The following is a 21,421-nucleotide window of genomic DNA, read 5'->3' on the forward strand; positions in this document are numbered from 1 at the left end:
CGGCACCGCGGCGTGCCAAAAAAGTTCGCCCCTAAGCCCCGGCGCGCCACCGTAACCGGGGCCTGGGGCGGAACCTCCGAGGAGGTTCCGCCCCTGCCGCCGTTACCGCTGTGTCCGGCTGCCGCGCCCGGCCGGCACGGTCGCGCGGACCGTACGAGTCCCGTACGGCCGTACGGGACTCGTCGACCCGTCAGTGACCGGCCGATGCGTGTGCCTCCGACCCGCCGGCCGGCGCGCTCGCGGAAGCGGCGTCCGTCGGCGTGGCGGCGTCGGAGGGGGAGGCGGAGCCGCCCGGGGTGGCCGACGCGCCCTCGGAGGGCTTGCCGGACGCGTGGTCGCCCGGCTTCACGGATGCGGACGCGGAGGGCGTGACCGGAGCCTCGGTCGGGCCCCACGCCGCGTAGTGGCCCTCGGCCGGGACGACGTACGCGCGCAGGGACACGCCGCCGGACGTGCTGAAAGTGAAGGTGACCTTCTGGGCGTTGCCGTCGACCAGGCCCTCGCCGCCGGTCAGGACCGCCGAGGCGTTGTCCCTGCCGCCGATGATGATGGAGCCGCCCGCCGGGACGCTCAGGCTCTTGTCCTTGGCCGGCGTCAGCCTGGCCGCTCCCGCGCCGGCCACGCTGATGGACTCCAGCGTCTCGGCGTGGCGGCCGCTGTTGAAGATGGTCGCGGAGACCGCCGCGGCACCGGCCGACTCCTTGTCGGCGGGGGTCACCACGATCGCGTTCTGGATCTTGAGGTTGCCGACGGTCGTGGCCGCGTTGTCCGGCTTGATCTCAAGCGTCTGGGCGTCCTGACCGGCGCCGCACGCGGCGAGCGAGGCGATCGAGAGGGCGGTGACGGCGGCGGCGAGGGCGCCGCGTCGAAGGCTGCTGCTCACGGCGGCGGAAACTCCTTGACTCGAGCGAGGCGGCCGGAAAAGCCACCCTTAAGTGTCTGTCAGCGGCCTTAGGTTACCGAGCCGTTCCCGCGCCACCACACCCGACCCTCCCTCAGAGCGCGGCCCAACCCAACGAAGCCGCCGCGAGGCGCGCCCCGGCACCCGCCCCGCACGGGCATCGCCCGCGTGCGCGCGTCGTTGTGCCGGCGTGCCGCCGGTCCGGCCCCGCGCCGCCCCCGGCCGCTCCCGGATCCCTGCCGGGCACGTCCGGAAGGCCACCGGGCCACTTTGGTCCCACCCTCGCCCGGCATTCACATAACTCCCACTCGGATGTCCCGCGGGATTTCCGTGAAGAATGCGCGGACCGGCGGAGAATTGATCACGGGGGAGATCTCCGCGGGCCGCCAGGAGAGATCTCCGGCGCCGTCCGCGCGGCCCGGTGATCAATTCTGGAAACGTCCGGAAGCCCGCTTCGGCAACCGAACGAAGTAGCGAAAGTCGAGCACACGCGGGCGGACATATGGGGACGTTCAGTCAACTGGCGGGGCCTTCCGGGATGTGTCACGACCACGTTTCCCTCGCGTCGAAGAACCGCTCCGACCTGCGAATACCTGCTTCCGCCCGCCCGTCGCAGCACGTTCGTGTTGCAGTTGTCAAGCCCCGAGATATGCCCTGACCTGCGGAAACGCCATTCAGAAGACGCCGTATCCGTGTTACCCTGGATAGCCACGGAAGGGGTACCTGTCACATGACGTTCAAGGTTGGCGACACCGTGGTCTATCCCCATCACGGGGCCGCGCTGATCGAGGCAATCGAAACTCGCCAGATCAAAGGCGTGGACAAGACCTACTTGGTGCTGAAGGTCGCCCAGGGCGACCTGACGGTACGTGTGCCAGCGGACAATGCGGAGTTCGTCGGCGTGCGTGATGTGGTCGGTCAGGACGGGCTTGACCGGGTCTTCGAGGTGCTGCGCGCGCCGTACGCCGAGGAGCCCACGAACTGGTCCCGTCGATACAAGGCAAACCTGGAGAAGCTCGCCTCGGGCGATGTCATCAAGGTCGCGGAAGTCGTGCGTGACCTGTGGCGTCGTGAGCGCGAGCGCGGACTCTCCGCCGGTGAGAAGCGCATGCTCGCCAAGGCCCGCCAGATCCTGGTGAGCGAGCTCGCTCTCGCGGAGAACACCAACGAGGACAAGGCCGAGGCGCTGCTCGACGAGGTTCTCGCCTCCTGACGCACAGCAGGCAGCCGGCCCGTTCAGCTCCCAGCACGGTGCAGTGAAATGCCGCGGTGCCCGATGACACTTCTCCTGTCGCCGGGCGCTGCGGCATGTTCGTCTCCCGGCACGGCTGTGCCGTACGCCGCGCTCATGCCGTACGCCTACGCCTCGAATCCCTCTCGAGCCGTAAGCCCGGAACGAGGCCCCCGGGTGCCCCCGGTACGGACGGTGCACCCATAATGCGGTGCTCCGGTACTGATGGTGCCGGGCCCGGGCAGCTGTCTCGACCGCTGTCACGGAAGGGTCCGGTCGAGGCTCGCGCCCGGCACGGTGAGGCCATACCCACCTAGGTCGAGCACACAAACCTGACAGGAACCGATGTCTGACGTTTCGCGTCCCACGCCCGCGCGCGCCCGCACGGCCGCCGTGATTCCGGCCGCCGGCCGGGGTGTACGGCTCGGTCCCGGAGCCCCCAAAGCGCTGCGCGCCCTGGGCGGCACACCCATGCTGATCCACGCCGTGCGCGCGATGGCCGCCTCGCGGGCCGTCTCCCTGGTCGTCGTCGTGGCACCGCCCGACGGCGCGGCCGAGGTCAAGAGCATGCTCGACGCGCACGCCCTGCCCGAGCGCACCGACTTCCTCGTGGTGCCCGGCGGCGCGACGCGGCAGGAGTCCGTACGGCTCGGGCTCGACGCGCTGCCGCCCGGGCACGACATCGTGCTCGTCCACGACGCGGCCCGGCCGCTCGTCCCGGTCGAGACGGTCGACGCGGTGATCGAGACGGTGCGCGACGGCGCGCCCGCCGTCGTCCCGGCGCTGCCGCTCGCCGACACCGTCAAGGAGGTCGAGCCGGCGGCGACCCCCGGCGCGGCCGAGCCGGTGGTGGCGACGCCCGTACGCGCGCGGCTGCGCGCGGTGCAGACCCCGCAGGGCTTCGACCGGGCGACGCTGGCGCGGGCCCACGAGACGGTGACCGGCGACGTCACCGACGACGCGGGCATGGTCGAGCAGCTCGGGCTGACGGTCGTGACCGTCCCCGGGCACGAGGAGGCCTTCAAGGTGACGCGCCCGCTCGACCTGGTCCTGGCCGAGGCGGTCCTGGCGCGCAGGAGGCTCAACGATGTCTTCTGAGACGTACTCGGGTCCGGGCGTCCCGCTGCCGCGGGTCGGCATCGGGACCGACATCCACGCCTTCGAGGAGGGCCGCGAGCTGTGGTGCGCGGGCCTGAAGTGGGAGGGCGAGGGGCCGGGGCTGGCCGGGCACTCCGACGCGGACGTCGTCGCGCACGCGGCGTGCAACGCGCTGTTCTCGGCCGCCGGACTCGGCGATCTCGGGCAGCACTTCGGCACCGGGCGGCCCGAGTGGTCCGGCGCGTCCGGGGTGACGCTGCTGACGGAGGCCGCGCGGATCGTGCGCGCGGCGGGGTTCCGGATCGGGAACGTCGCCGTCCAGGTCGTCGGGCCCCGCCCCAGGATCGGCAGGCGTCGCGACGAGGCCCAGAAGATCCTGTCGGACGCGGCCGGCGCCCCGGTGACCGTCTCGGGCGCCACGACGGACGGCCTGGGCTTCCCGGGCCGTGACGAGGGCCTCATGGCGATCGCCACGGCGCTGGTGGTCGGGGACGGCCCGGGGACTGCGTAGGGGACGGCCCGGATACGGAGGGGAAGGGCGTGAGGCACGGGTCCGCGCCCACTACCCTGGTGGGGTGACCATTCGCCTGTACGACACCAGCGCCCGGCAGATCCGTGACTTCGCCCCCCTCACCCCGGGCTGTGTCTCGATCTACCTGTGTGGCGCCACCGTGCAGGCCGCACCGCACATCGGGCACATCCGCTCGGGGCTCAACTTCGACATCATGCGCCGCTGGTTCGCGTACCGCGGCTACGACGTCACGTTCATCCGCAACGTCACGGACATCGACGACAAGATCATCAGCAAGTCGGCGGAGCAGGGCCGCCCCTGGTGGTCCATCGGCTACGAGAACGAGCGCGCCTTCACCGACGGCTACCGCGCGCTCGGCTGCCTGCCGCCCACCTACGAGCCGCGCGCCACGGGGCACGTGACCGAGATGGTCGAGATGATGCGCGGTCTGATCGAGCGCGGCCACGCCTACGAGGCCCACGGCAACGTCTACTTCGACGTGAAGTCCTTCCCGGAGTACCTGAGCCTGTCGAACCAGGAGCTGGAGAACCTCCAGCAGCCCTCCGGCACCGGCGAGACCGGCAAGCGGGACCCGCGCGACTTCGCCATGTGGAAGGCGGCCAAGCCCGGCGAGCCGAGCTGGGAGACGCCCTGGGGCCGGGGCCGCCCGGGCTGGCACCTGGAGTGCTCCGCCATGGCGCACCGGTACCTCGGCACCGCCTTCGACGTCCACGGCGGCGGCCTCGACCTGATCTTCCCGCACCACGAGAACGAGATCGCCCAGGCCAAGGCCTACGGCGACGAGTTCGCGCGGTACTGGGTGCACAACGCCTGGGTCACCATGAGCGGCGAGAAGATGTCCAAGTCGCTGGGCAACTCGGTCCTCGTCAGCGAGATGGTCAAGCGGTGGCGGCCCATCGTGCTGCGCTACTACCTGGGCACCCCGCACTACCGCTCGATGATCGAGTACAGCGAGGAGGCGCTGCGCGAGGCCGAGTCGGCGTTCGCGCGCATCGAGGGCTTCGCGCAGCGCGTGGTGGAGCTCGCCGGCACCGCCGTCGAGCCGGCCGCCGAGGTGCCGCCCGCCTTCGCCGAGGCCATGGACGACGACCTGGGCGTCCCGCAGGCGCTCGCCGTCGTGCACACCACGGTCCGGCAGGGCAACAGCGCGCTGGCCGCCGACGACAAGGAGGCCGCCGTCGCGCGCCTCGCCGAGGTGCGGGCCATGCTCGGCGTCCTCGGCCTGGACCCGCTCGACGCGTACTGGGCCGGCGAGTCCGACCGCGGCGACGACCTGCACGGCGTCGTCGACAGCCTCGTACGCCTCGTTCTCGACCAGCGCGAGGCCGCGCGGGCGCGCAAGGACTGGCCGACCGCGGACGCCATCCGCGACCAGCTCAAGCAGTCCGGACTCGCCGTCGAGGACGGCCCGCAGGGCCCCCGCTGGAGCCTCGGCAAGGGCTGAGGCCCCCCGCGGCCTCGAAGATCGACTGTGCCGCCCGGCCTTCCGGGCGGCACACTGCATGAACACGTACGTACGCAACTCACGGAGACGGGTAGCTCATGGCCGCGAACAACCGCCGCATGTCCGGCAAGAAGGGCGCGCAGGTCGGCAGCGGCGGAAAGCGGCGCCGGGGCCTCGAGGGCAAGGGCCCGACGCCTCCCGCCGAGATGCGCAAGGGACACAAGAAGAACCGCATCGCCTCCGCCCAGGCCAGGCAGGCCGCGCGCGGGCCCGCCGCGCGCGGCCGGGGCGGCAAGTCCGCCTCGGAACTGGTCGTCGGCCGCAACCCGGTCGTCGAGGCACTGCGCGGCGGCGTCCCCGCGTCGGCGCTGTACGTGCAGCAGTTCATCGACAACGACGAGCGGGTGCGCGAGGCGCTCCAGCTCGTCGCCGAGCGCGGCGGCATCAACCTCATGGAGGCCCCGCGCCCCGAGCTCGACCGGATGACGAACGGCCTGAACCACCAGGGCCTCGTCCTCCAGGTCCCGCCCTACGAGTACGCCCACCCCGAGGACCTCGTCGCCGCCGCCCACGACGACGGCGTGGACCCGCTGATCGTCGCCCTCGACGGCGTGACCGACCCGCGCAACCTCGGCGCGGTCGTCCGGTCCGTCTCCGCCTTCGGCGGCCACGGCGTCGTCGTGCCCGAGCGGCGTGCCGCCGGCATGACGGCCGGCGCCTGGAAGACGTCCGCGGGTGCCGCCGCGCGTACGCCGGTGGCGCGCGCGACGAACCTGACGCGCGCCCTGGAGGCGTACAAGAAGGCCGGCATCGTGGTCGTCGGGCTCGCCGCCGACGGTGAGACGGAGCTCGGCGAGCTGGAGTCCCTGGGCGGGCCCGTCGTCGTGGTGGTCGGCAGCGAGGGCAAGGGGCTGTCCCGGCTGGTCGGCGAGACCTGCGACTACCGGGTGCGGATCCCGATGCCCGGCGGCGCGGAGTCCCTCAACGCCGGTGTCGCGGCGGGCATCGTGCTGTACGAGGCGTCCCGCAGGCGCGTCTGACGCACACGGCATGGACGCTCGAACGGGCGTCCATGCCGTCGCCTGACCGGGGCAATACCGACGACCAGGACAAGCTTGACGCGGTCCGGACAGATCAGGCAGGGCGAGGCAGTGTCCTAACCACACGTCACTCGGTTAGATGAGTGTGGACACCAGAACACCCCGCACTCCCACGGGGGACCGCTCGTCTGGATTCGACGACGCTCCCGCGCTGAGCATGGTGAAGGTGCCGAGCGATCCGGCGCAGGTCGTCGTCAGTCACGCGAGTTTCCGCGTGCAGCTGGGCGGCTCGGAGCGGTACGCCCGATCCCCGCGCATCGCACGACACTTGAGCGCCACCCAGGACACGGCCCCGACGCCCGTCGTCGGCCTGACCGGCCCGGCCGGCGCCCGTCGCCGCCCCGTCGTGTGGAGCGGCCGGTCCGCCCCCGACGACACTGGCGCCCACCGGCTCCTCCAAGCTGTGCGGAACGGAGGCCTCCGCCGCGTCGAGGAGCCCCGCCTCAGGCCCGGCGCCGGGGGCTCCCGGATCGTCCCCCGCGTAGCCGTCGACGGCGTCCCGGCCGGCAACGGCTACGACGGCTACGGCCACGACGACGATGCCCTCGCGGGAACCGTCGAGACGCCCGTGCTGGGCGCCCCGCGGGGCCCCGGCGACCACGCTGCGCACGATACCGGCGGCACCCGCCTCCTGCCGCACATGCGTACCGTCGGCAGCGCCTACGACGAACCCGGGTACGGCGAGCCGGGCCCGGGCGATCCCGGCTACGGCGACTCCCGCTACGCGGACGAGGAGTTCGACGACCCGGGTGCCGCCGGGCGGCGCGCCCGCCGCCACACCGACGACCCCGCCCGGCACGCCTACTACCCGAGCCGCCGCATGAACCTCGGCGTCGTGCTGCTCCCGCTGCGCGTCTTCCTCGGGTTCATCTCCGTCTACGCCGGCATGGGCAAGCTCTGCGACCCGCACTACTTCGACGGCGGCAAGCGCGGCTCCATGGTGAAGTGGCTCAACACCCTGCACCCCTGGGAAGTGGCCGAACCACTGCGGCAGTTCGCCCTCGAACACCCTGTCGGCTCCGGCCTCGTCATCGCCTTCGTCCAGGTCATCGTCGGTGTCCTGACGATCCTGGGCTGCTGGCAGCGCGTCGCCGCCGTGGTCGGTGCGCTGCTGTCCGCGGCGCTCCTCGTCACCGTCAGCTGGAAGAGCGTCCCCGCCTACGACGCGCCCGACATCATCTACCTCGCCGCCTGGTCCCCGCTGATCATCGCCGGGGCTCCCGTCTACTCGGTCGACGGCCGCCTCGCCGCCGGTGCCTGGCGGCGCCTCGGGCCCCGCGCCCCCCTCTGGGACCTGCGCCGCTACGTGCTGCGCCGCGGCGCCCTCGTCACGACCCTCGCCGTCGGGCTCACGCTGCTCATCGGCTCGGTCCTCGGCGGTGCCGTCCGGGACGCCGACCGGGTGGTCGTCCCCGGTCCCGGCGAGGCCCCGCGCAACGAACTGCCGGGCTCGCCCCTCCCCGACGACTCCGGTACGGGGCAGGGCTCGCCGTCGGCGTCCGGCTCGCCCACGCAGGGCGCCACGTCCGGGCCGGCCGGTCCGAGCGGCGGCTCCTCGCCCACACAGGGCACGACGGACGGCACCACCAGCGGCACCACCGCCGGTACGCAGCCCACCGAGACACAGGGCACCGTGGGCCAGGCGCCGCCGCAGCAGTCCGCCCCGGGCGGGCAGCCGAGCACCAGCACCGGGCCGGCCTCCGGCGGGCCCACGGGCGGCGACTCGAGCGGCGACGGCAGCGGGGGCTCCACCTCGCAGCCCGGCTTCGTGGGAGGCCTGTTGGGGTAGCCGAGCCGGTGGGCGGCCTCCTCGGGAGGACACCCGGCCGGCAACGACGGGGTCCCGCACACTCGGTGTGCGGGACCCCGTCGGCGTATGGGCGTATGAGGGCCGCGTCTCAGCGGTTCTGGGCCGCCAGTTCCCTCGCCGCCTCCGTCAGGTCCTTCGCGGTGTCGATGGCGCGCCAGTAGGAGCCCTGCGGGATGGGGAACCCGGCGAGCTTGTGCTCGCGGGCCAGGCGCGGGAACGTCGTGCGCTCGTGGTCGCCGCGCGCCGGGAGCAGGTCGGCGAAGCCGGGGGAGAAGACGTACACGCCCGCGTTGATCTCGAACGTCGACGGCGGGGCCTCGATGAAGTCCGTGATGTGGCCGAAGCCGTCCGTCTGCACGGCGCCCCACGGCAGCCGGGGGCGGGCCAGGGCGAGCGTCGCGACGGCGTCGCGCTCGGCGTGGAAGTCCGCCATGTCGCGCAGCGAGAAACGGGTCCAGATGTCGCCGTTGGTGGCGTACCACGGCTTGTCCGGGTGGGGGAGGTGCGCGGCGGCGTACTTCAGGCCGCCGCCGCGGCCGAGGGGCTCGGTCTCCACGACGGTGGTGACGGAGACCGGCAGGTCGGCGGAGTCCAGCCACTTCTGGAGGACTTCGGCGAGGTGGCCGCAGGAGACCACCACGTCCCGCACGCCTTCCTCGGCGAGCCAGGCAAGCTGATGGCCGATGATCGGCGTCCCCGTGCCGGGGATCTCGACCATCGGCTTGGGCCGGTCGTCGGTGTAGGGACGCAGCCGGGAACCCTGACCACCGGCCAGGACGACGGCTTGGACGGGGCGGGACGCAGCGCTCGGATCGGTCATGACCGAACTTTACGTGGCGTCCCGCTGCCGCCGTCGGGGACCGCTGGGGAGGCGGTGAGGGCGAAGGCGGGCGCGAGTGCGTGCGGTTCAACGGTGTGCCGCGGCGACCCCCGTGGCGAAAGAGGTGTCGCAGACGGGGCGGGCGTACGACTGGGCGCGGGTCGGGCCGTAGACCCGGACCGCCGCCCTGCCCAGCGCGCGGGCGATCGACCCGCAGTGCCGCGCCAGCGTCGGGCGGCCGTTGACGGCCTGCTGGAGGTGGGTGAGGGCGACGCCCGGGTTCTCCTCCTGCAGCTCGGTGAGCAGTTTGTCGCGCAGTACGTCCTGCGGGGCGCGGCGCACGGTGCGCGTGGTCCCGGACACGGAGGCGTCGGCGGCGGTGAGTACCGGGTGCGAGGAGTTCCCCGACCAGTTGACGCGGGTGACCGCGAGGGTCCCGGAGAGCACCAGGACGACGGGCAGGACGAAGGCGAGGGTGCGGCCGATCCGCCGGGCGGGGCCACGGCCGCTTCGCGTCTGTGGGGTAGTGGAGTGCTTCACGCGTGTGAGAGTAGCGTCCGGTGATGATTTGGCGACATTTAGTCACCAATACGGGGGAAGGGGAAGTGTCCTCACGGGGGTAGCGGGTTGACGTACACGGATCGAAAAATCCGCTGTGGCGGGATTTGTGCGGGTGAGTGGAGGGTCGGGAAGGCCGCGAAACCACCAGAAGGAGCGGAAAAGGGCCCCGCAGTAGCCTGCGGGGCCCTTCTCGTCCGTGCCGGGTGGCGCCGCGCGCCGCGCCGATGCGGGTCCGGCACGGTCCGATCGGGGATCAGGCCGGTCCGGCTCCGGATCAGTCGGACAGGCGCGCACCCGTGGAGGTGGAGAACACGTGGGTCTCGCCGGCGCGCGGGACGACGTGCAGCGTGCTGCCCTTCTCCGGGACGTCACGGCCGCCGACACGGACCACGAGGTCCTTCGACTCGCCGCCGACGGTGGCGGTGCCGTAGACGAAGGCGTCGGAACCGAGCTCCTCGACCACGTTCACGACGACCGCGACGCCCTGGTCGGAGTCGGCGCCCGCGACTTCGAAGTGCTCGGGGCGGACACCGACGGTGACGGTCTTGTCGGTGGCGGAGGACAGCGCCTCGCGCTGCACCGGCACCACGCTGTTGCCGAACTTCACACCGCCGTCGGCGATCGGCACCTCGACCAGGTTCATGGCGGGCGAGCCGATGAAGCCGGCGACGAAGAGGTTCGCGGGCCGGTCGTACATGTTGCGCGGGGTGTCGACCTGCTGGAGCAGACCGTCCTTGAGGACCGCCACGCGGTCGCCCATCGTCAGGGCCTCGACCTGGTCGTGGGTGACGTAGACGGTGGTGATGCCCAGGCGGCGCTGGAGCGAGGCGATCTGCGTACGCGTCGAGACACGGAGCTTGGCGTCCAGGTTGGACAGCGGCTCGTCCATGAGGAAGACCTGCGGCTCACGCACGATGGCGCGGCCCATGGCGACACGCTGGCGCTGACCGCCGGAGAGCGCCTTCGGCTTGCGGTCCAGGTACTCGCTGAGGTCGAGGATCTTCGCGGCCTCTTCGACCTTCGCGCGGATCTCCGCCTTGTTGACGCCGGCGATCTTCAGGGCGAAGCCCATGTTGTCGGCGACCGACATGTGCGGGTAGAGCGCGTAGTTCTGGAACACCATGGCGATGTCCCGGTCCTTGGGCGGCAGGTGCGTGACGTCGCGGTCGCCGATGCGGATGGCGCCGCCGTTGACGTCCTCGAGACCGGCGAGCATGCGCAGCGAGGTGGACTTGCCGCAGCCGGACGGGCCGACCAGGACGAGGAACTCGCCGTCGGCGATCTCGATGTCCAGGGCGTCGACGGCGGGCTTGGTGGAACCCGGGTAGACCCGGGTCGCCTTGTCGAACGTGACAGTGGCCATGGTGAAAGGCCCCCTTCTACCGGCAGGAACGTGCCGGACGATCCGTTGTAGGAAGGCGGTGCCACGACGTGAGTCCGTTGGATTCCGTAGGTTTCCGGTGGATTCCGTCGTGGTGTCCGTGTGGTGTAGTCCACGCAGGTGAACTGGCTCTGGACGGTACCTGGGGTTCACCTGGTCTGTCAGCACTTCACGCTGTGTGAACTTCACCGGAATTCTTTCACCCGGTGCCGGGGTCGGCCCGTGCCGTGCCGGGTCATGCCGGGTCGGGCTGTCCGGGGGCGGGGCCGGCCGGTCCGGGGGCCGCGGTCGGTTCCGGTGCCGCGGTCGGCCGGGCCTGGCCGCGGTCGGCCGGTCCGGCCCGCGGTGTGGGTGCGTGTCGGGGCCGGGCCGGGCCGGGTCCGGGCCGAATCCGTGCAGGGCCCGAGCCGAATCCGTGCAGGGCCCGTGCCGGGTTCGTGCCGGGTTCGTCCGGGGGCGGGCTGCGTTCGTCGGTCCGTGCAGGGCCGGGCGGGTCCCGGGCGGGTGCGGGCTGTGTTCGTCCGGGTCCGTGCGGGGCCATGCGGGTGCGGGCGTTCCGGGCCGCGTTCGTGCCGGGGAACTTCGTGGTCGCGGTAAACGGGCCCTGTGTACAGTGGAGCAGCCTCCGTGCAGGGCAGCGCGCCCGCACGGCGCCTCCTTAGCTCAGCTGGTAGAGCACCGCTCTTGTAAAGCGAAGGTCGTCGGTTCGAATCCGACAGGGGGCTCGTGTGCAGCCCGGGCCGGGACGTTTTCCGGTCCGGGCGTTCTCATGCCCGTTCGCCGAGTGCGGTGAGGGCCTCGTCCGTCAGGCGGTACACCGTCCACTCGTTCTGGGGGAGGGCGCCGAGGGAGTCGTAGAAGGCGATCGACGGGGTGTTCCAGTTCAGGACGGACCACTCCAGGCGCTGGTAGCCGCGGTCGACGCAGAGGCGGGCCAGTTCGGTCAGGAGGGCCTTGCCGTGGCCGGCGCCGCGAGCCGCGGGGCGGACGTAGAGGTCCTCCAGGTGGATGCCGTGCACGCCGCGCCACGTGGAGAAGTTCAGGAACCACAGCGCGAAGCCGACGGGCATGCCGGTGCGGTCGTCCACGGCGAGGTGGGCGTAGGCGGCCGGGCTGTCCCCGAAGAGGGCCTCGTGGAGCTGCTCGGGAGTGGCCTTCGCCTCGTGCGGTGCCTTCTCGTACTCGGCGAGCTCGCGGATCAGGGTGTGGATGACGGGGATGTCGGCAGGCGTCGCGGTGCGGATCATGTGGCGAGGTTAGTTGCCGCCCGCGTCGCGCAGGGTGCGGGCGACGGCCAGGTGTTCCCGGCGTACGGGGCGGGACTCCTCCAGGTTTCAGAGGCGGTTCTGCAGGACGCGGGCGAGGGTCCGGGCGCGGGCCCTGGCGCGGTCGAGACCGAGGGTGTGGGGCATGGCGTCCGAGCGCCGGCGGGTCTCGGCGGGGTCGTAGCGGTTGTGGAGGGCCGGGAGCAGTCCGAAGCCCGGCTCGCCCGCCAGGGGCTTGCGGTCGACGGCCGGCCGGGGGGAACGGGCGGCGGCCAGGACGTTGTCGTAGTGCAGGTCCCAGTGCGGGAGGCGGTCACCGGGCTCGGGGGCGACCTCGCGCAGGGCGGCGGCGCAGTCGGCGAGAAGGCGCCGGTCGTCCCGGTCGGGGACGCGGGGCAGGACCGCGAGGGTCCGGTCGAGCCTGGCCTGCGCCAGGTCGCCCAGGGTGGTGGGGCGGGGAAGGCCGTACGAAGCGGACGTGCGTGCTCTCTCCGCGCGCCTCTCAGGCCACCGGTTCCGGGAGTGGCGCGTCGGCCGGGTTGCCGTGTTTGGGGGCCTTGGCGGTCACCATCAGGCCCGCGACCAGGCCGGCCAGCAGCATGACGCCGGCGGCCCACCAGATGGCGACGGTGTAGCCGTGGACGACGCCCTCCCTGATGACCATGCCGCGTTGCGCGGGGTTGGTGAGGTGGGCCGCGATGTAGCCGGTGCTGCTGGTCGTGGCGAGGGTGTTGAGCAGCGCCGTGCCGATGGAACCGCCGACCTGCTGCGAGGTGTTGACGGTCGCGGAGGTGACGCCGGCGTCCCGCGGGGCGACGCCCGCGGTGGCGGTCGCGAAGACCGGCATGAAGGTGAGGCCCATGCCGAGGCCCATGAGGATCAGGGCGGGCAGGATCTCGGACGTGTACGACGAGTGCACGGTCATCCGGGTCAGGAGCAGCATGCCGGCGGCGGAGAAGATCATGCCGGGGACCATGAGCGCGCGGGGCGGGACGTGTTGCAGCAGCCGGGCGGAGATCTGTGTGGAGCCGATGATGATGGCGCCCGTGAGCGGCAGGAAGGCGAGTCCGGTGTGCAGCGGCGAGTAGCCGAGGACGACCTGGAAGTAGTAGGTCAGGAAGAGGAACAGGCCGAACAGGCCGATGACGGCCAGCATCATGGTGAGGAAGCAGCCGGCGCGGTCGCGGTCCTTGACGATGTGCAGCGGCAGCAGTGGGCTGGGCGCGCGGTTCTGCCACCACACGAAGACCGTGAGGAGTACGACGGCTGCGGCGAACATGGCCAGGACGTAGGGGTCGTTCCAGCCGCGGGGTTGGGCCTCGCTGAAGCCGTGGACGAGGGCGACGAGTCCGCCGCAGCCGAGCAGGACGCCGGGCACGTCGAGGCGGGCTTCGGCGTGGCCGGGGTGGTCGTGGAGCAGGGCGAGGGCGCCGGTGACGGCGACGATCGCGATGGGCACGTTGACGTACAGGCACCAGCGCCAGTTCAGGTACTCGGTGAGTATGCCGCCGACGACGAAGCCGATCGCGGAGCCGCTGCCGGCGAGGGCGCCGTAGATGCCGAAGGCCTTGCCGCGTTCTTTGGGGTCGGTGAAGGTCGTCGTGAGCAGGGACAGGGCGGAGGGCGCGAGGAGCGCGGCGAACACGCCTTGCAGTGCGCGGGCGCCGAACAGCATGACGGAGTTGGTGGCGGCGCCGCCGAGCGCGGAGGCGGCGGCGAAACCGACGAGCCCGATGACGAAGGTGCGTTTGCGGCCCACGAGGTCGGCGACGCGCCCGCCGAGCAGCAGCAGGCCGCCGAAGGCCAGGCTGTAGGCGGTGATGACCCACTGGCGGTTGCCGTCGGAGATGTCCAGGGCCCGCTGCGCGGAGGGGAGCGCGATGTTCACGATGGTCGCGTCGAGGACGACCATCAGCTGGGCGAGCGCGATGAAGACGAGGGCCCACCAGCGGCGCGGGTCGACTGCCTCCGCCGGACCCCGACCCGTGGGACCTACGGGAGGTTCTGATGCACCGGGGGCGCGCGTGACACCCATCTGGCCAGAAGAACATGAATCGGGGTGTATCGCATCCTTTCGTTGCCGGTCCTCGCATCCCGCACGAGGACCCGGCTCTCGGCCGGTCCGCACGCGTGCGGGCCTGCGGCGTGCACGCGTTCCGCTGCGGGAGACGACCGGTGTGAAGCCGTGCTCCGCGACCGCTGCTCCGCGACCGCGGACCAGTGCGTGTGCGTGTGCCGCGTGGCCGACTCGGCACGAATAGTGCGTGTGCGTTGGCCGAGCGGCCGATCGGCACGGGAATTCGCGAGTGCGCTTGCCGAGCGGCCGGTCCGCACTGGACCCACTCTTCGGCCGCGACCGTGCTGGGCCTTGACCGTGCCCGGCCTTGACCGTGCCCAGCCTCAAGCGTGCTCGAGCCCAAGGGGTTCCAGGCCGACGTGACCGAGTGCCGACGACACGGCCGTCAGCGCGCTGTTGAAGGAGACCTCGCAGAGCACTCCGGGTGCGGCGACCTGGTCGCCGGCGAGGTACACGCCGTCGCCCCGGTTCACGGCCGGCCGGTCCCGCCAGCTCGTGCCCGGCAGGTCCACCGCTCCGGTACGGCCGCCCGCGACGGCCTCCCGCCGCCAGGTCACGCGCCCGCGCCAGCCCGGGAAACCGAGGTCGAGCAGGTGCTCGGCGCGGGCGACGCCGTCGGCTTTCGTCTCGCCGGGGCCGACCGGGATCTGCCCCTGGATCAGCTGCTCGCCGACGGGCGCGAGCGTACGGTCCTGCGCGGTGAACCGTTCGATCCAGCCCGGCGCGTCCAGGTCGGACACGGCGAAGGCGTCGCCGCGCCGCGTCCGCACCGCCAGGTCGACCAGCGCGGTACGCCCGCTGGTCCAGGTCAGGGTGTCGTCCTTCAGCAGCCGGCGGGCGGCGTCCAGGGAGGTGGCCACGACGACCGGGGTGTCCGTGGGGAGCGTGTCGACGCGGGCCGACGTCTCCACCCGGACGCCCAGGTCCCAGGCGTGGGCGGCCATCCGGTCGATGAGGCCGCCCCAGCCGCCGCGCGGCCAGTGCGCCTCGGGCGGCAGCCTGGTGGCGCGGCGCAGCCGCTCGTGCACGAACGCCGCCGACAGCGCGCCCGGGTCGTGGTGGAACAGGGCGACCGCCGAGTAGTGCGCGGCGGCCCGGGCGCCCTCCGGGCCGGCGATGCCGGTGGCCCAGGTCAGGAAGTCGACGTCGACGGGTGCCGGCGGCAGTCCCCGGCGCAGCAGCTTCAGCATGGCCAGGGGCGGCGTGCGGCGCAGCGTGCCCCGGTGGCGCAGCCGCAACCGGGTGGCCTCCAGCGGCGGCAGCGGGGCGAGCGGGCCGATCAGGTCGCGCCTTTTCAGCCATGACCAGTGCGGGCCGCCGTGGTAGAGGGCGTGCGGGCCCTCGTTGGTGCGGTACGGGCCCGGGGCGGTGCGGGCCCGGCCGCCCAGGGTGCGGTGGGCCTCGTACACGGTGACCTTGGCGCCCGCTTCGGCGGCGGTGATGGCCGCGGTGAGTCCGGCGAACCCGCCGCCGACGACGGTGATGCGGTGCATGTCGGGGTCTCCCTCTGACGTGTGTTCCCTGATGGGTCTGCGAGTCTCTGACCGGCTCCTGACCGGTCTCCGCCGGTCTGTGACCGGTTCTGCGGCCGACTGTTCTGTGACCAAGACACGCGGGCGGCCAGGAATGTGACACGGGTGCCGGGGCGGCGGGGTGTCGGCGGGTCGGGGGGCTTGTCGGTGGCGGGGTGCAGGATGGGGACATGGCGAGGAGAGCGGCGGGCGGACTGGGCGGACGTCCCGGGGACGGCGGTACGGCGGTCCGGGCGGCGCGCCGCCCCGAGGTGCGGCTGCCGCCGCTGGAGCCGTACGACGGCGGTGGGCTGGCGCCCGACGGGGACTACGACGGGCTGGAGTTCCGGGAGACGGACCTCGCGGGCCAGGACGGCACGGGCGCCCGCTTCCTGGACTGCGCGCTGAGCGGCTGCGCCCTGGACGGGACGCGGCTGCCGCACGCCCGTTTCCTCGACTCCCGCCTCACCGGCATACGAGGCGTGGGCACCGACCTCGCCGAGGCGACCCTGCGCGACGTGGAAGTCACCGACGCCCGCCTCGGGGGTACGCAACTGCACGGTGCCGTGCTGGAGCGGGTGGTGGTCCGGGGCGGCAAGCTCGACTTCCTGAACCTGCGCACGGCCCGTCTCAGGGACGTCGTCTTCGAGAGCTGCGTCCTGATCGAGCCGGATTTCGGGGGTGCCCGCCTGGAGCGCGTCGAGTTCGTGGACTGCGCGTTGAAGGGCGCCGACCTGCACGCCGCGACCCTGACGCACGTCGATCTGCGCGGGGCCGCTCCGCTGGAGATCGCCCGGGGGGTGGACCGGCTGTCGGGGGCGGTGATCAGCCCGGGTCAGCTGATCGACCTGGCGGGGGAGCTGGCGGCGACGCTGGGGCTCAGGGTGGAGTGACGGGGCCTTCGGGGACGTCCTCAGGGAAGCCGGGGGAAGCGGGCCTGGAGGGTCCAGACCGCCGGGTTCTCCGCCAGGTCCTCGTGCAGGTCGCACAGGTCGGCGATCAGGTCCTGCAGAAAGTCCCGTGCCTCGCGGCGGAGCGCGGCGTGGGAGAAGGAGAGCGGCGCCTCCTCGGCCGGCATCCAGTCCGCCTCCACGTCCACCCAGCCGAACCGGCGCTCGAACAGCATGCGGTCGGTGGATTCGGTGAAGTCCAGTTCCGCGCGCTGCGGGCGGGAGGCGCGGGAGCCCGCCGGGTCCTGGTCGATCCGCTCGACGATGTCGCACAGCGCCCACGCGAAGTCCAGCACCGGCACCCATCCCCAGGCTGTGGACAGCTCCCTATCCGACGCGGTGTCGGCGAGGTAGACGTCACCGCAGAACAGGTCGTGGCGCAGGGCGTGGACGTCCGCGCGCCGGTAGTCGGTCTGCGGGGGGTCCGGGAACCGGTGGGAGAGGGCGTAGCCGATGTCGAGCACGAGGGCGATGGTGTCACGGCCCGCCGGTGCCACCGCACCGCCCTGTCCCCGGGCCGTCACCGCCCTCTCGAGGGTCACGCGGGGAAAGTACCCCCGGGAAGCGGGGAAAGGCGGAGCCCCCGGCCGCGGACGGGCGGCCGGGGGCTTCACCGGTGCGCCGGGCCGGGCCCGGCGGTGAGTCGGAGACGACTCGGTGACGACTCAGACGCTCACGCCGAAGTCCTGGGCGATGCCCACCAGGCCCGAGGCGTAGCCCTGGCCGACCGCGCGGAACTTCCACTCCGCGCCGTTGCGGTAGAGCTCGCCGAAGACCATGGCCGTCTCGGTGGCCGCGTCCTCCGACAGGTCGTAGCGGGCGATCTCCGCGCCGCCGGCCTGGTTGACGATCCGGATGTAGGCGTTGCGGACCTGGCCGAAGTTCTGGCTGCGGTTCTCGGCGTCGTAGATGGAGACCGGGAAGACGATCTTGTCGATCTCCGCCGGGAGGCCGGCCAGGTTGACGTTGATGGCCTCGTCGTCGCCGGCGCCCTCGCCCGTGCGGTTGTCGCCGGTGTGGACGATGGTGCTGTCCGGCGTCTGCTTGTTGTTGAAGAACACGAAGTGGGCGTCCGAGTAGACCTTGCCCTGCGCGTTCGCCGCGATCGCGGAGGCGTCGAGGTCGAAGTCCGTGCCGGTGGTGGTGCGGACGTCCCAGCCGAGCCCCACGGTGACGGCGGTCAGGCCCGGAGCTTCCTTGGTGAGCGAGACGTTGCCGCCCTTGGACAGGCTTACAGCCATTGTTCGGGAGTCCCTTCCCTCGTTGCGTACGCGATGCGTTCGGACTTCGTACGCGTACCGCTTGCGTACGGCACGAAGCTACAGCTACCTCTATGAACGCCGCGTGGGGTACCGAAGGTTCCGAGCGGCTTTACCTTTTTTACCTGTCGGTCCGAAAACGGGGTGACGCGGACCGGACAGGAACGGGAACATGGAGGCATGTCCGGGCCCCATGTCATCCGCGGCTCCGTCTCCCTCCCGGAGGCCGAGCTCCTGTGGCGTTTCTCGCGCTCGTCCGGGCCGGGCGGGCAGCACGTCAACACCACCGACACCGCGGTGGAGCTTCGCTTCGACCTCGCGAAGACGCAGGCGCTGCCCGAGGTGTGGAAGCGGCGGGCACTGGAGAAGCTGGCCGGGCGCCTGACCGACGGCGTCGTCACCGTCCGCGCCTGCGAGCACCGCTCCCAGTGGCGCAACCGCGAGGCGGCGGCCGTCCGCCTGGCCGCCCTGCTCGCCGAGGCCACCGCGCCGCCGCCCCGGCCGCGCAGGGCCACCCGCATCCCGCGCGGCATCAACGAGCGGCGGCTGCGGGAGAAGAAGCAGCGCGGGGAGACGAAGCGGGGCCGCTCCCCGAAGAACTGGTCGTAGCCGGACGGGAGCCGCCGGGTGCGGCGCCCGTCGAGCGGCCCGGTGCCGCGCCGGTCGCCGTGTCCGTCGCGGCGCCCGTCTCCGGGACTCCGGTGCCGTCCGTCGCCGGGTCTGCGGTGTGCAGTCCGTCGCGAGGCACGCTGCGGCGCCCGGCCGGGAGGGCGCCCGGCCCGTCGCGTCAGCCCAGGTGCCGGTAGCGTCCGCGGAAGTACAGCAGCGGGCCGCCCTCCGCGCTCGGCAGGTGGGCCGTCAGGACCCGGCCGACCACCAGGACGTGGTCACCGGCGGTCACACGCTGCTCCGTACGGCACTCCAGGGTGGCCAGGGCGCCGCCCACCAGGGGCGCGCCGGTCACCTCGCCGCGTGCGTACGGGATGTCCGCGAACAGCAGGCGGTCGCTGAGGCGGCCCTTCATCGCGAAGCGGCCCGCGATGTGACGTTGGCTCTCGGCGAGGACGGATACCCCCCAGTGCGGCTGCTCGTCCAGCAGGTCGTCCATGCGGGAGCCCAGGCGGAGGCTGACCAGCACCAGCGGCGGGTCCAGGGACACCGACACGAAGGCGGTCGCCGTCATGCCGACGTCCTCGGCGTCCGGCGCCTGCGGATCACCGGCGTCGAGCGGCGGCTCCTGCGCGGTCACCAGGACCACGCCCGCCGCGAGCCGGGACATGGCGGCGCGGAACTCGTCGTTGGTCACCCCCTCAGGATGCCCGGAGGCGGGCGCGGGGATCATCGGGGACAGGGCGGGGGAAGTCTTCGGCACGCCGGAAACGCTAGCCTCCGCCCGGTACGCCCCACATCGGACCCGGGGACCGTTCGAGACCGCCCTGGACCTAGGACCGAGGACCGAGTCGCGGGAGTGGTGACGGAGAGTGTCGCGCCGTGCGGCCCCGAGCGCTCCGCGCCCTGAGGGGGCGTGCGCGGGGGCGGGGGCGGGGCGGTCGGCGGAAAGCAGGGAAAAAAGCCACTGCACACGCATAAATGCGCTCAGTAAACAGTCACGAGGAACGGGGAAACGTCACCCAATTGTTCATCCTGACCTGTGACTTGGGTCACAAGGGCGGAGAATTGTTGACCCTGTGTACCGAGTGGGCAGCGCGCTGTGATTCAGTGGCGGGGGAAGCTGCCAGTTCGATACGCCGAAGAGAAACCCTTGATTCGCTGCGAGGTCTCGGGGGGAGGGCGAGCATGGAGACCGAGTCGGAGCCGTATGTCCGCCTTGCGTCCCTGCGACAGCTGCACCGCGGCATGGCCGAGATGAACACGGCACGTAGTTTGGCGGACACGCTGCAGACCGTCGCCGACGGCGCCGTCGGCGCGCTCGGATACGAGCTGGCGTGCGTCAACCTCGTCCGTCCCGACGGCGACCTCGTCGTCGCAGCCTTCGCCGGGAACCCCGCCGCAGAAGCCCTCATCACCGGCCGCGTCGGCTCCCGCGATTCGTGGAACCGCCGCCTGAACATGGGCGAGCGCTGGGGTGAGCTGGTGTTCATACCCCACACCGAGGGCTGGGTTCTCGACGACGACGACGTCCCCCAGTGGTACACGGACGGACCCGCGCCGCGCTTCGAGGACGAGTGGCACCCCGCCGACCGCCTCTTCGCCCCGATGTACTCGCCCGGCCCCGGGGGCTCCAGCGGCGAACTCCTCGGCGTGCTCTCCGTGGACCGCCCGCGCAACGGCCGCCGGCCCGGCGCCTGGGGCCGCGAGGCCCTCCAGATGTACGCCTTCCAGGCCGCCATCGCCATCAGCAACGCCCGGCTGCGCTCCAACATGCAGCGCGCCCTCGTCCGCCTCGAGCGCGAACAGCAGGCCCTGCGCGCCAGCGAGGAGAGCTTCCGGCAGGCCTTCGAGTACGCGCCCTCCGGCATGGCCATCGCCGAGATGGGCGGCGAACAGCACGGCCGCATCCTGCGCACCAACGACGCCCTGTGCCGCCTGCTGGGCCGCCCCGCCTCCGCGATGCGCCGCTACTCCTTCTCCGACCTCGTCCACCCCGAGGACATCGGCACCCTGCTGCGCACCTCCGCCGAGGGCGGGCGCGCCGAACTGCGCCTCGGACGCCGCGACGGCACGTACGTCTGGGTGTCGCTGCGCAACAGCGTGGTCGCCGACGCCGCGGACGGGCCGCGCTTCCTGCTCACCCACGTCGAGGACATCGAGGAACGCAAGCGCCGCGAGCTCCAGCTCGCCCACCGCGCCTCCCACGACTCCCTGACCGGCCTGCCCAACTCCGCCGAACTGCGCTCCCGGCTGGCCGCCCGGCTCTGCCGGCGCCCGCAGTCGCTGCAGTCCGCCGACATGGCCGACTCCATCGACGCGGCCTACGGCCACCCCAGCGCCTACGACACCCCCAGCCACGGCTTCGACTACGGGGCGGCGGCGGAGACGTACGAGGCCTTCGACCACCACGTGCACACGGTCGCCCCCGAGGACGACCACGACGACGGGGCCAAGGGGCTCGCGGTCCTCTTCTGCGACCTCGACGGCTTCAAGTCCATCAACGACCGCTTCGGGCACAACGCGGGCGACGCCGTCCTCATCGAGGTCGCCCGGCGACTGTCACGCGGCGTGCGCGACGGTGACACGGTCGCGCGGCTCGGGGGTGACGAATTCGTCATTCTCGCCAACGGGCTCGGCCGGGCCGACGCCCAGGACCTCGCCGTGCGGCTGCGCAACGAGATCATCCAGCCCATCCGGGCGGAGGGCCGGGCGGTGCGCGTGGGCGCCAGTTTCGGCATCGGCTGGGCGCATTGCGGCATGACGGCGGACGAAGTGCTGAAGTCCGCCGACGAGCGGATGTACGTCGAGAAACGATCTCGTCCCAAACAACAGCGACGCGCCGGCTGACCCCCGGGTCGGCGAGAGGATG

The 21,421-nt window shown here is 72.3% G+C and carries 19 protein-coding genes, 1 tRNA gene and 1 pseudogene; 10 read left to right on the forward strand and 11 right to left on the reverse strand.

Going from position 1 to position 21,421, the window contains the following annotated elements; genetic code table 11:
* Positions 1–190 precede the first annotated feature (190 nt).
* Entirely contained in the window at positions 191–883 is a 693-nt protein-coding gene (locus ABZ354_RS06935) for a DUF461 domain-containing protein (protein WP_358653773.1), read from the reverse strand.
* Positions 884–1,631: 748 nt separating this feature from the next.
* Here ABZ354_RS06935 and ABZ354_RS06940 point away from each other — a divergent pair.
* From ABZ354_RS06940 to ABZ354_RS06965, 6 genes are all read left to right on the forward strand, one after another.
* The gene (locus tag ABZ354_RS06940; protein ID WP_003953493.1) at positions 1,632–2,114 is read left to right on the forward strand and encodes a CarD family transcriptional regulator; all 483 of its coding nucleotides are present in this window, start codon (positions 1,632–1,634) and stop codon (positions 2,112–2,114) included.
* A 363-nt stretch (positions 2,115–2,477) separates the two neighbouring features.
* Complete coding sequence (ispD, locus tag ABZ354_RS06945; protein WP_358653775.1) at positions 2,478–3,230, forward strand: 2-C-methyl-D-erythritol 4-phosphate cytidylyltransferase; 753 nt, start codon at positions 2,478–2,480, stop codon at positions 3,228–3,230.
* Positions 3,220–3,741: a 2-C-methyl-D-erythritol 2,4-cyclodiphosphate synthase gene (gene ispF / locus ABZ354_RS06950; RefSeq protein ID WP_358653777.1), complete on the forward strand. Its 522-nt coding sequence runs from the start codon at positions 3,220–3,222 to the stop codon at positions 3,739–3,741. Before ispD ends, ispF begins: the two co-directional genes overlap by 11 nt.
* A 64-nt stretch (positions 3,742–3,805) precedes the next feature.
* On the forward strand, positions 3,806–5,206 hold the full coding sequence (cysS, locus tag ABZ354_RS06955; RefSeq protein WP_358653779.1) for a cysteine--tRNA ligase: 1,401 nt from the start codon (positions 3,806–3,808) through the stop codon (positions 5,204–5,206).
* Between the two features lie 98 nt (positions 5,207–5,304).
* Entirely contained in the window at positions 5,305–6,246 is a 942-nt protein-coding gene (gene rlmB / locus ABZ354_RS06960; protein ID WP_358653781.1) for a 23S rRNA (guanosine(2251)-2'-O)-methyltransferase RlmB, read from the forward strand.
* Between the two features lie 139 nt (positions 6,247–6,385).
* On the forward strand, positions 6,386–8,095 hold the full coding sequence (locus ABZ354_RS06965; RefSeq protein ID WP_358653783.1) for a DoxX family protein: 1,710 nt from the start codon (positions 6,386–6,388) through the stop codon (positions 8,093–8,095).
* Between the two features lie 109 nt (positions 8,096–8,204).
* On the opposite strand, the gene ABZ354_RS06970 is transcribed toward ABZ354_RS06965, so the two are convergent.
* The 3 genes from ABZ354_RS06970 to ugpC all read right to left on the reverse strand — a co-directional run bounded on the left by ABZ354_RS06970 (position 8,205) and on the right by ugpC (position 10,860).
* On the reverse strand, positions 8,205–8,936 hold the full coding sequence (locus ABZ354_RS06970) for a nucleotidyltransferase family protein (protein WP_358653785.1): 732 nt from the start codon (positions 8,934–8,936) through the stop codon (positions 8,205–8,207).
* 87 nt (positions 8,937–9,023) lie between these two features.
* The gene (locus ABZ354_RS06975; RefSeq protein ID WP_358653786.1) at positions 9,024–9,476 is read right to left on the reverse strand and encodes a hypothetical protein; all 453 of its coding nucleotides are present in this window, start codon (positions 9,474–9,476) and stop codon (positions 9,024–9,026) included.
* Between the two features lie 295 nt (positions 9,477–9,771).
* On the reverse strand, positions 9,772–10,860 hold the full coding sequence (ugpC, locus tag ABZ354_RS06980) for a sn-glycerol-3-phosphate ABC transporter ATP-binding protein UgpC (RefSeq protein ID WP_358653788.1): 1,089 nt from the start codon (positions 10,858–10,860) through the stop codon (positions 9,772–9,774).
* A 670-nt stretch (positions 10,861–11,530) separates the two neighbouring features.
* Between ugpC and ABZ354_RS06985 the strand changes: the two genes are divergently transcribed.
* A tRNA-Thr gene (locus ABZ354_RS06985) sits at positions 11,531–11,603 on the forward strand.
* 42 nt (positions 11,604–11,645) lie between these two features.
* Here the strand turns inward: ABZ354_RS06985 and ABZ354_RS06990 are convergent.
* The 4 genes and pseudogenes from ABZ354_RS06990 to ABZ354_RS07005 all read right to left on the reverse strand — a co-directional run bounded on the left by ABZ354_RS06990 (position 11,646) and on the right by ABZ354_RS07005 (position 15,713).
* Positions 11,646–12,125 carry a GNAT family N-acetyltransferase gene (locus ABZ354_RS06990; RefSeq protein ID WP_358653789.1) on the reverse strand — a complete coding sequence of 160 codons (480 nt, stop codon included), beginning with the start codon at positions 12,123–12,125 and terminating at the stop codon, positions 11,646–11,648.
* A gap of 9 nt (positions 12,126–12,134) precedes the next feature.
* Positions 12,135–12,587, reverse strand: a pseudogene (locus tag ABZ354_RS06995) (aminoglycoside phosphotransferase family protein); the annotation flags it as partial.
* 58 nt (positions 12,588–12,645) lie between these two features.
* The gene (locus ABZ354_RS07000) at positions 12,646–14,178 is read right to left on the reverse strand and encodes an MFS transporter (RefSeq protein WP_358653790.1); all 1,533 of its coding nucleotides are present in this window, start codon (positions 14,176–14,178) and stop codon (positions 12,646–12,648) included.
* A 365-nt stretch (positions 14,179–14,543) separates the two neighbouring features.
* A complete protein-coding gene (locus tag ABZ354_RS07005) occupies positions 14,544–15,713 on the reverse strand; it encodes an NAD(P)-binding protein (RefSeq protein ID WP_358653791.1) in 1,170 nt (389 codons plus the stop codon).
* 209 nt (positions 15,714–15,922) lie between these two features.
* On the opposite strand from ABZ354_RS07005, the gene ABZ354_RS07010 reads away from it, so the two are divergent.
* Positions 15,923–16,624, forward strand: coding sequence for a pentapeptide repeat-containing protein (locus ABZ354_RS07010; protein ID WP_358653792.1), 702 nt, complete (start codon positions 15,923–15,925; stop codon positions 16,622–16,624).
* Positions 16,625–16,644: 20 nt separating this feature from the next.
* On the opposite strand, the gene ABZ354_RS07015 is transcribed toward ABZ354_RS07010, so the two are convergent.
* A complete protein-coding gene (locus ABZ354_RS07015) occupies positions 16,645–17,145 on the reverse strand; it encodes a hypothetical protein (RefSeq protein ID WP_358654317.1) in 501 nt (166 codons plus the stop codon).
* Between the two features lie 201 nt (positions 17,146–17,346).
* A complete protein-coding gene (locus ABZ354_RS07020) occupies positions 17,347–17,922 on the reverse strand; it encodes a TerD family protein (RefSeq protein WP_358653794.1) in 576 nt (191 codons plus the stop codon).
* Positions 17,923–18,120: 198 nt separating this feature from the next.
* On the opposite strand from ABZ354_RS07020, the gene arfB reads away from it, so the two are divergent.
* Positions 18,121–18,549: an alternative ribosome rescue aminoacyl-tRNA hydrolase ArfB gene (gene arfB, locus ABZ354_RS07025; RefSeq protein WP_358653796.1), complete on the forward strand. Its 429-nt coding sequence runs from the start codon at positions 18,121–18,123 to the stop codon at positions 18,547–18,549.
* A gap of 178 nt (positions 18,550–18,727) precedes the next feature.
* On the opposite strand, the gene ABZ354_RS07030 is transcribed toward arfB, so the two are convergent.
* The gene (locus tag ABZ354_RS07030) at positions 18,728–19,282 is read right to left on the reverse strand and encodes a flavin reductase family protein (RefSeq protein ID WP_358654319.1); all 555 of its coding nucleotides are present in this window, start codon (positions 19,280–19,282) and stop codon (positions 18,728–18,730) included.
* Positions 19,283–19,737: 455 nt separating this feature from the next.
* On the opposite strand from ABZ354_RS07030, the gene cdgB reads away from it, so the two are divergent.
* Positions 19,738–21,399, forward strand: coding sequence for a diguanylate cyclase CdgB (cdgB, locus tag ABZ354_RS07035; protein WP_358653798.1), 1,662 nt, complete (start codon positions 19,738–19,740; stop codon positions 21,397–21,399).
* Positions 21,400–21,421 lie beyond the last annotated feature (22 nt).

The sequence above is a fragment of the Streptomyces sp. NPDC005925 genome (assembly GCF_040638805.1).
Classification (GTDB): domain Bacteria; phylum Actinomycetota; class Actinomycetes; order Streptomycetales; family Streptomycetaceae; genus Streptomyces.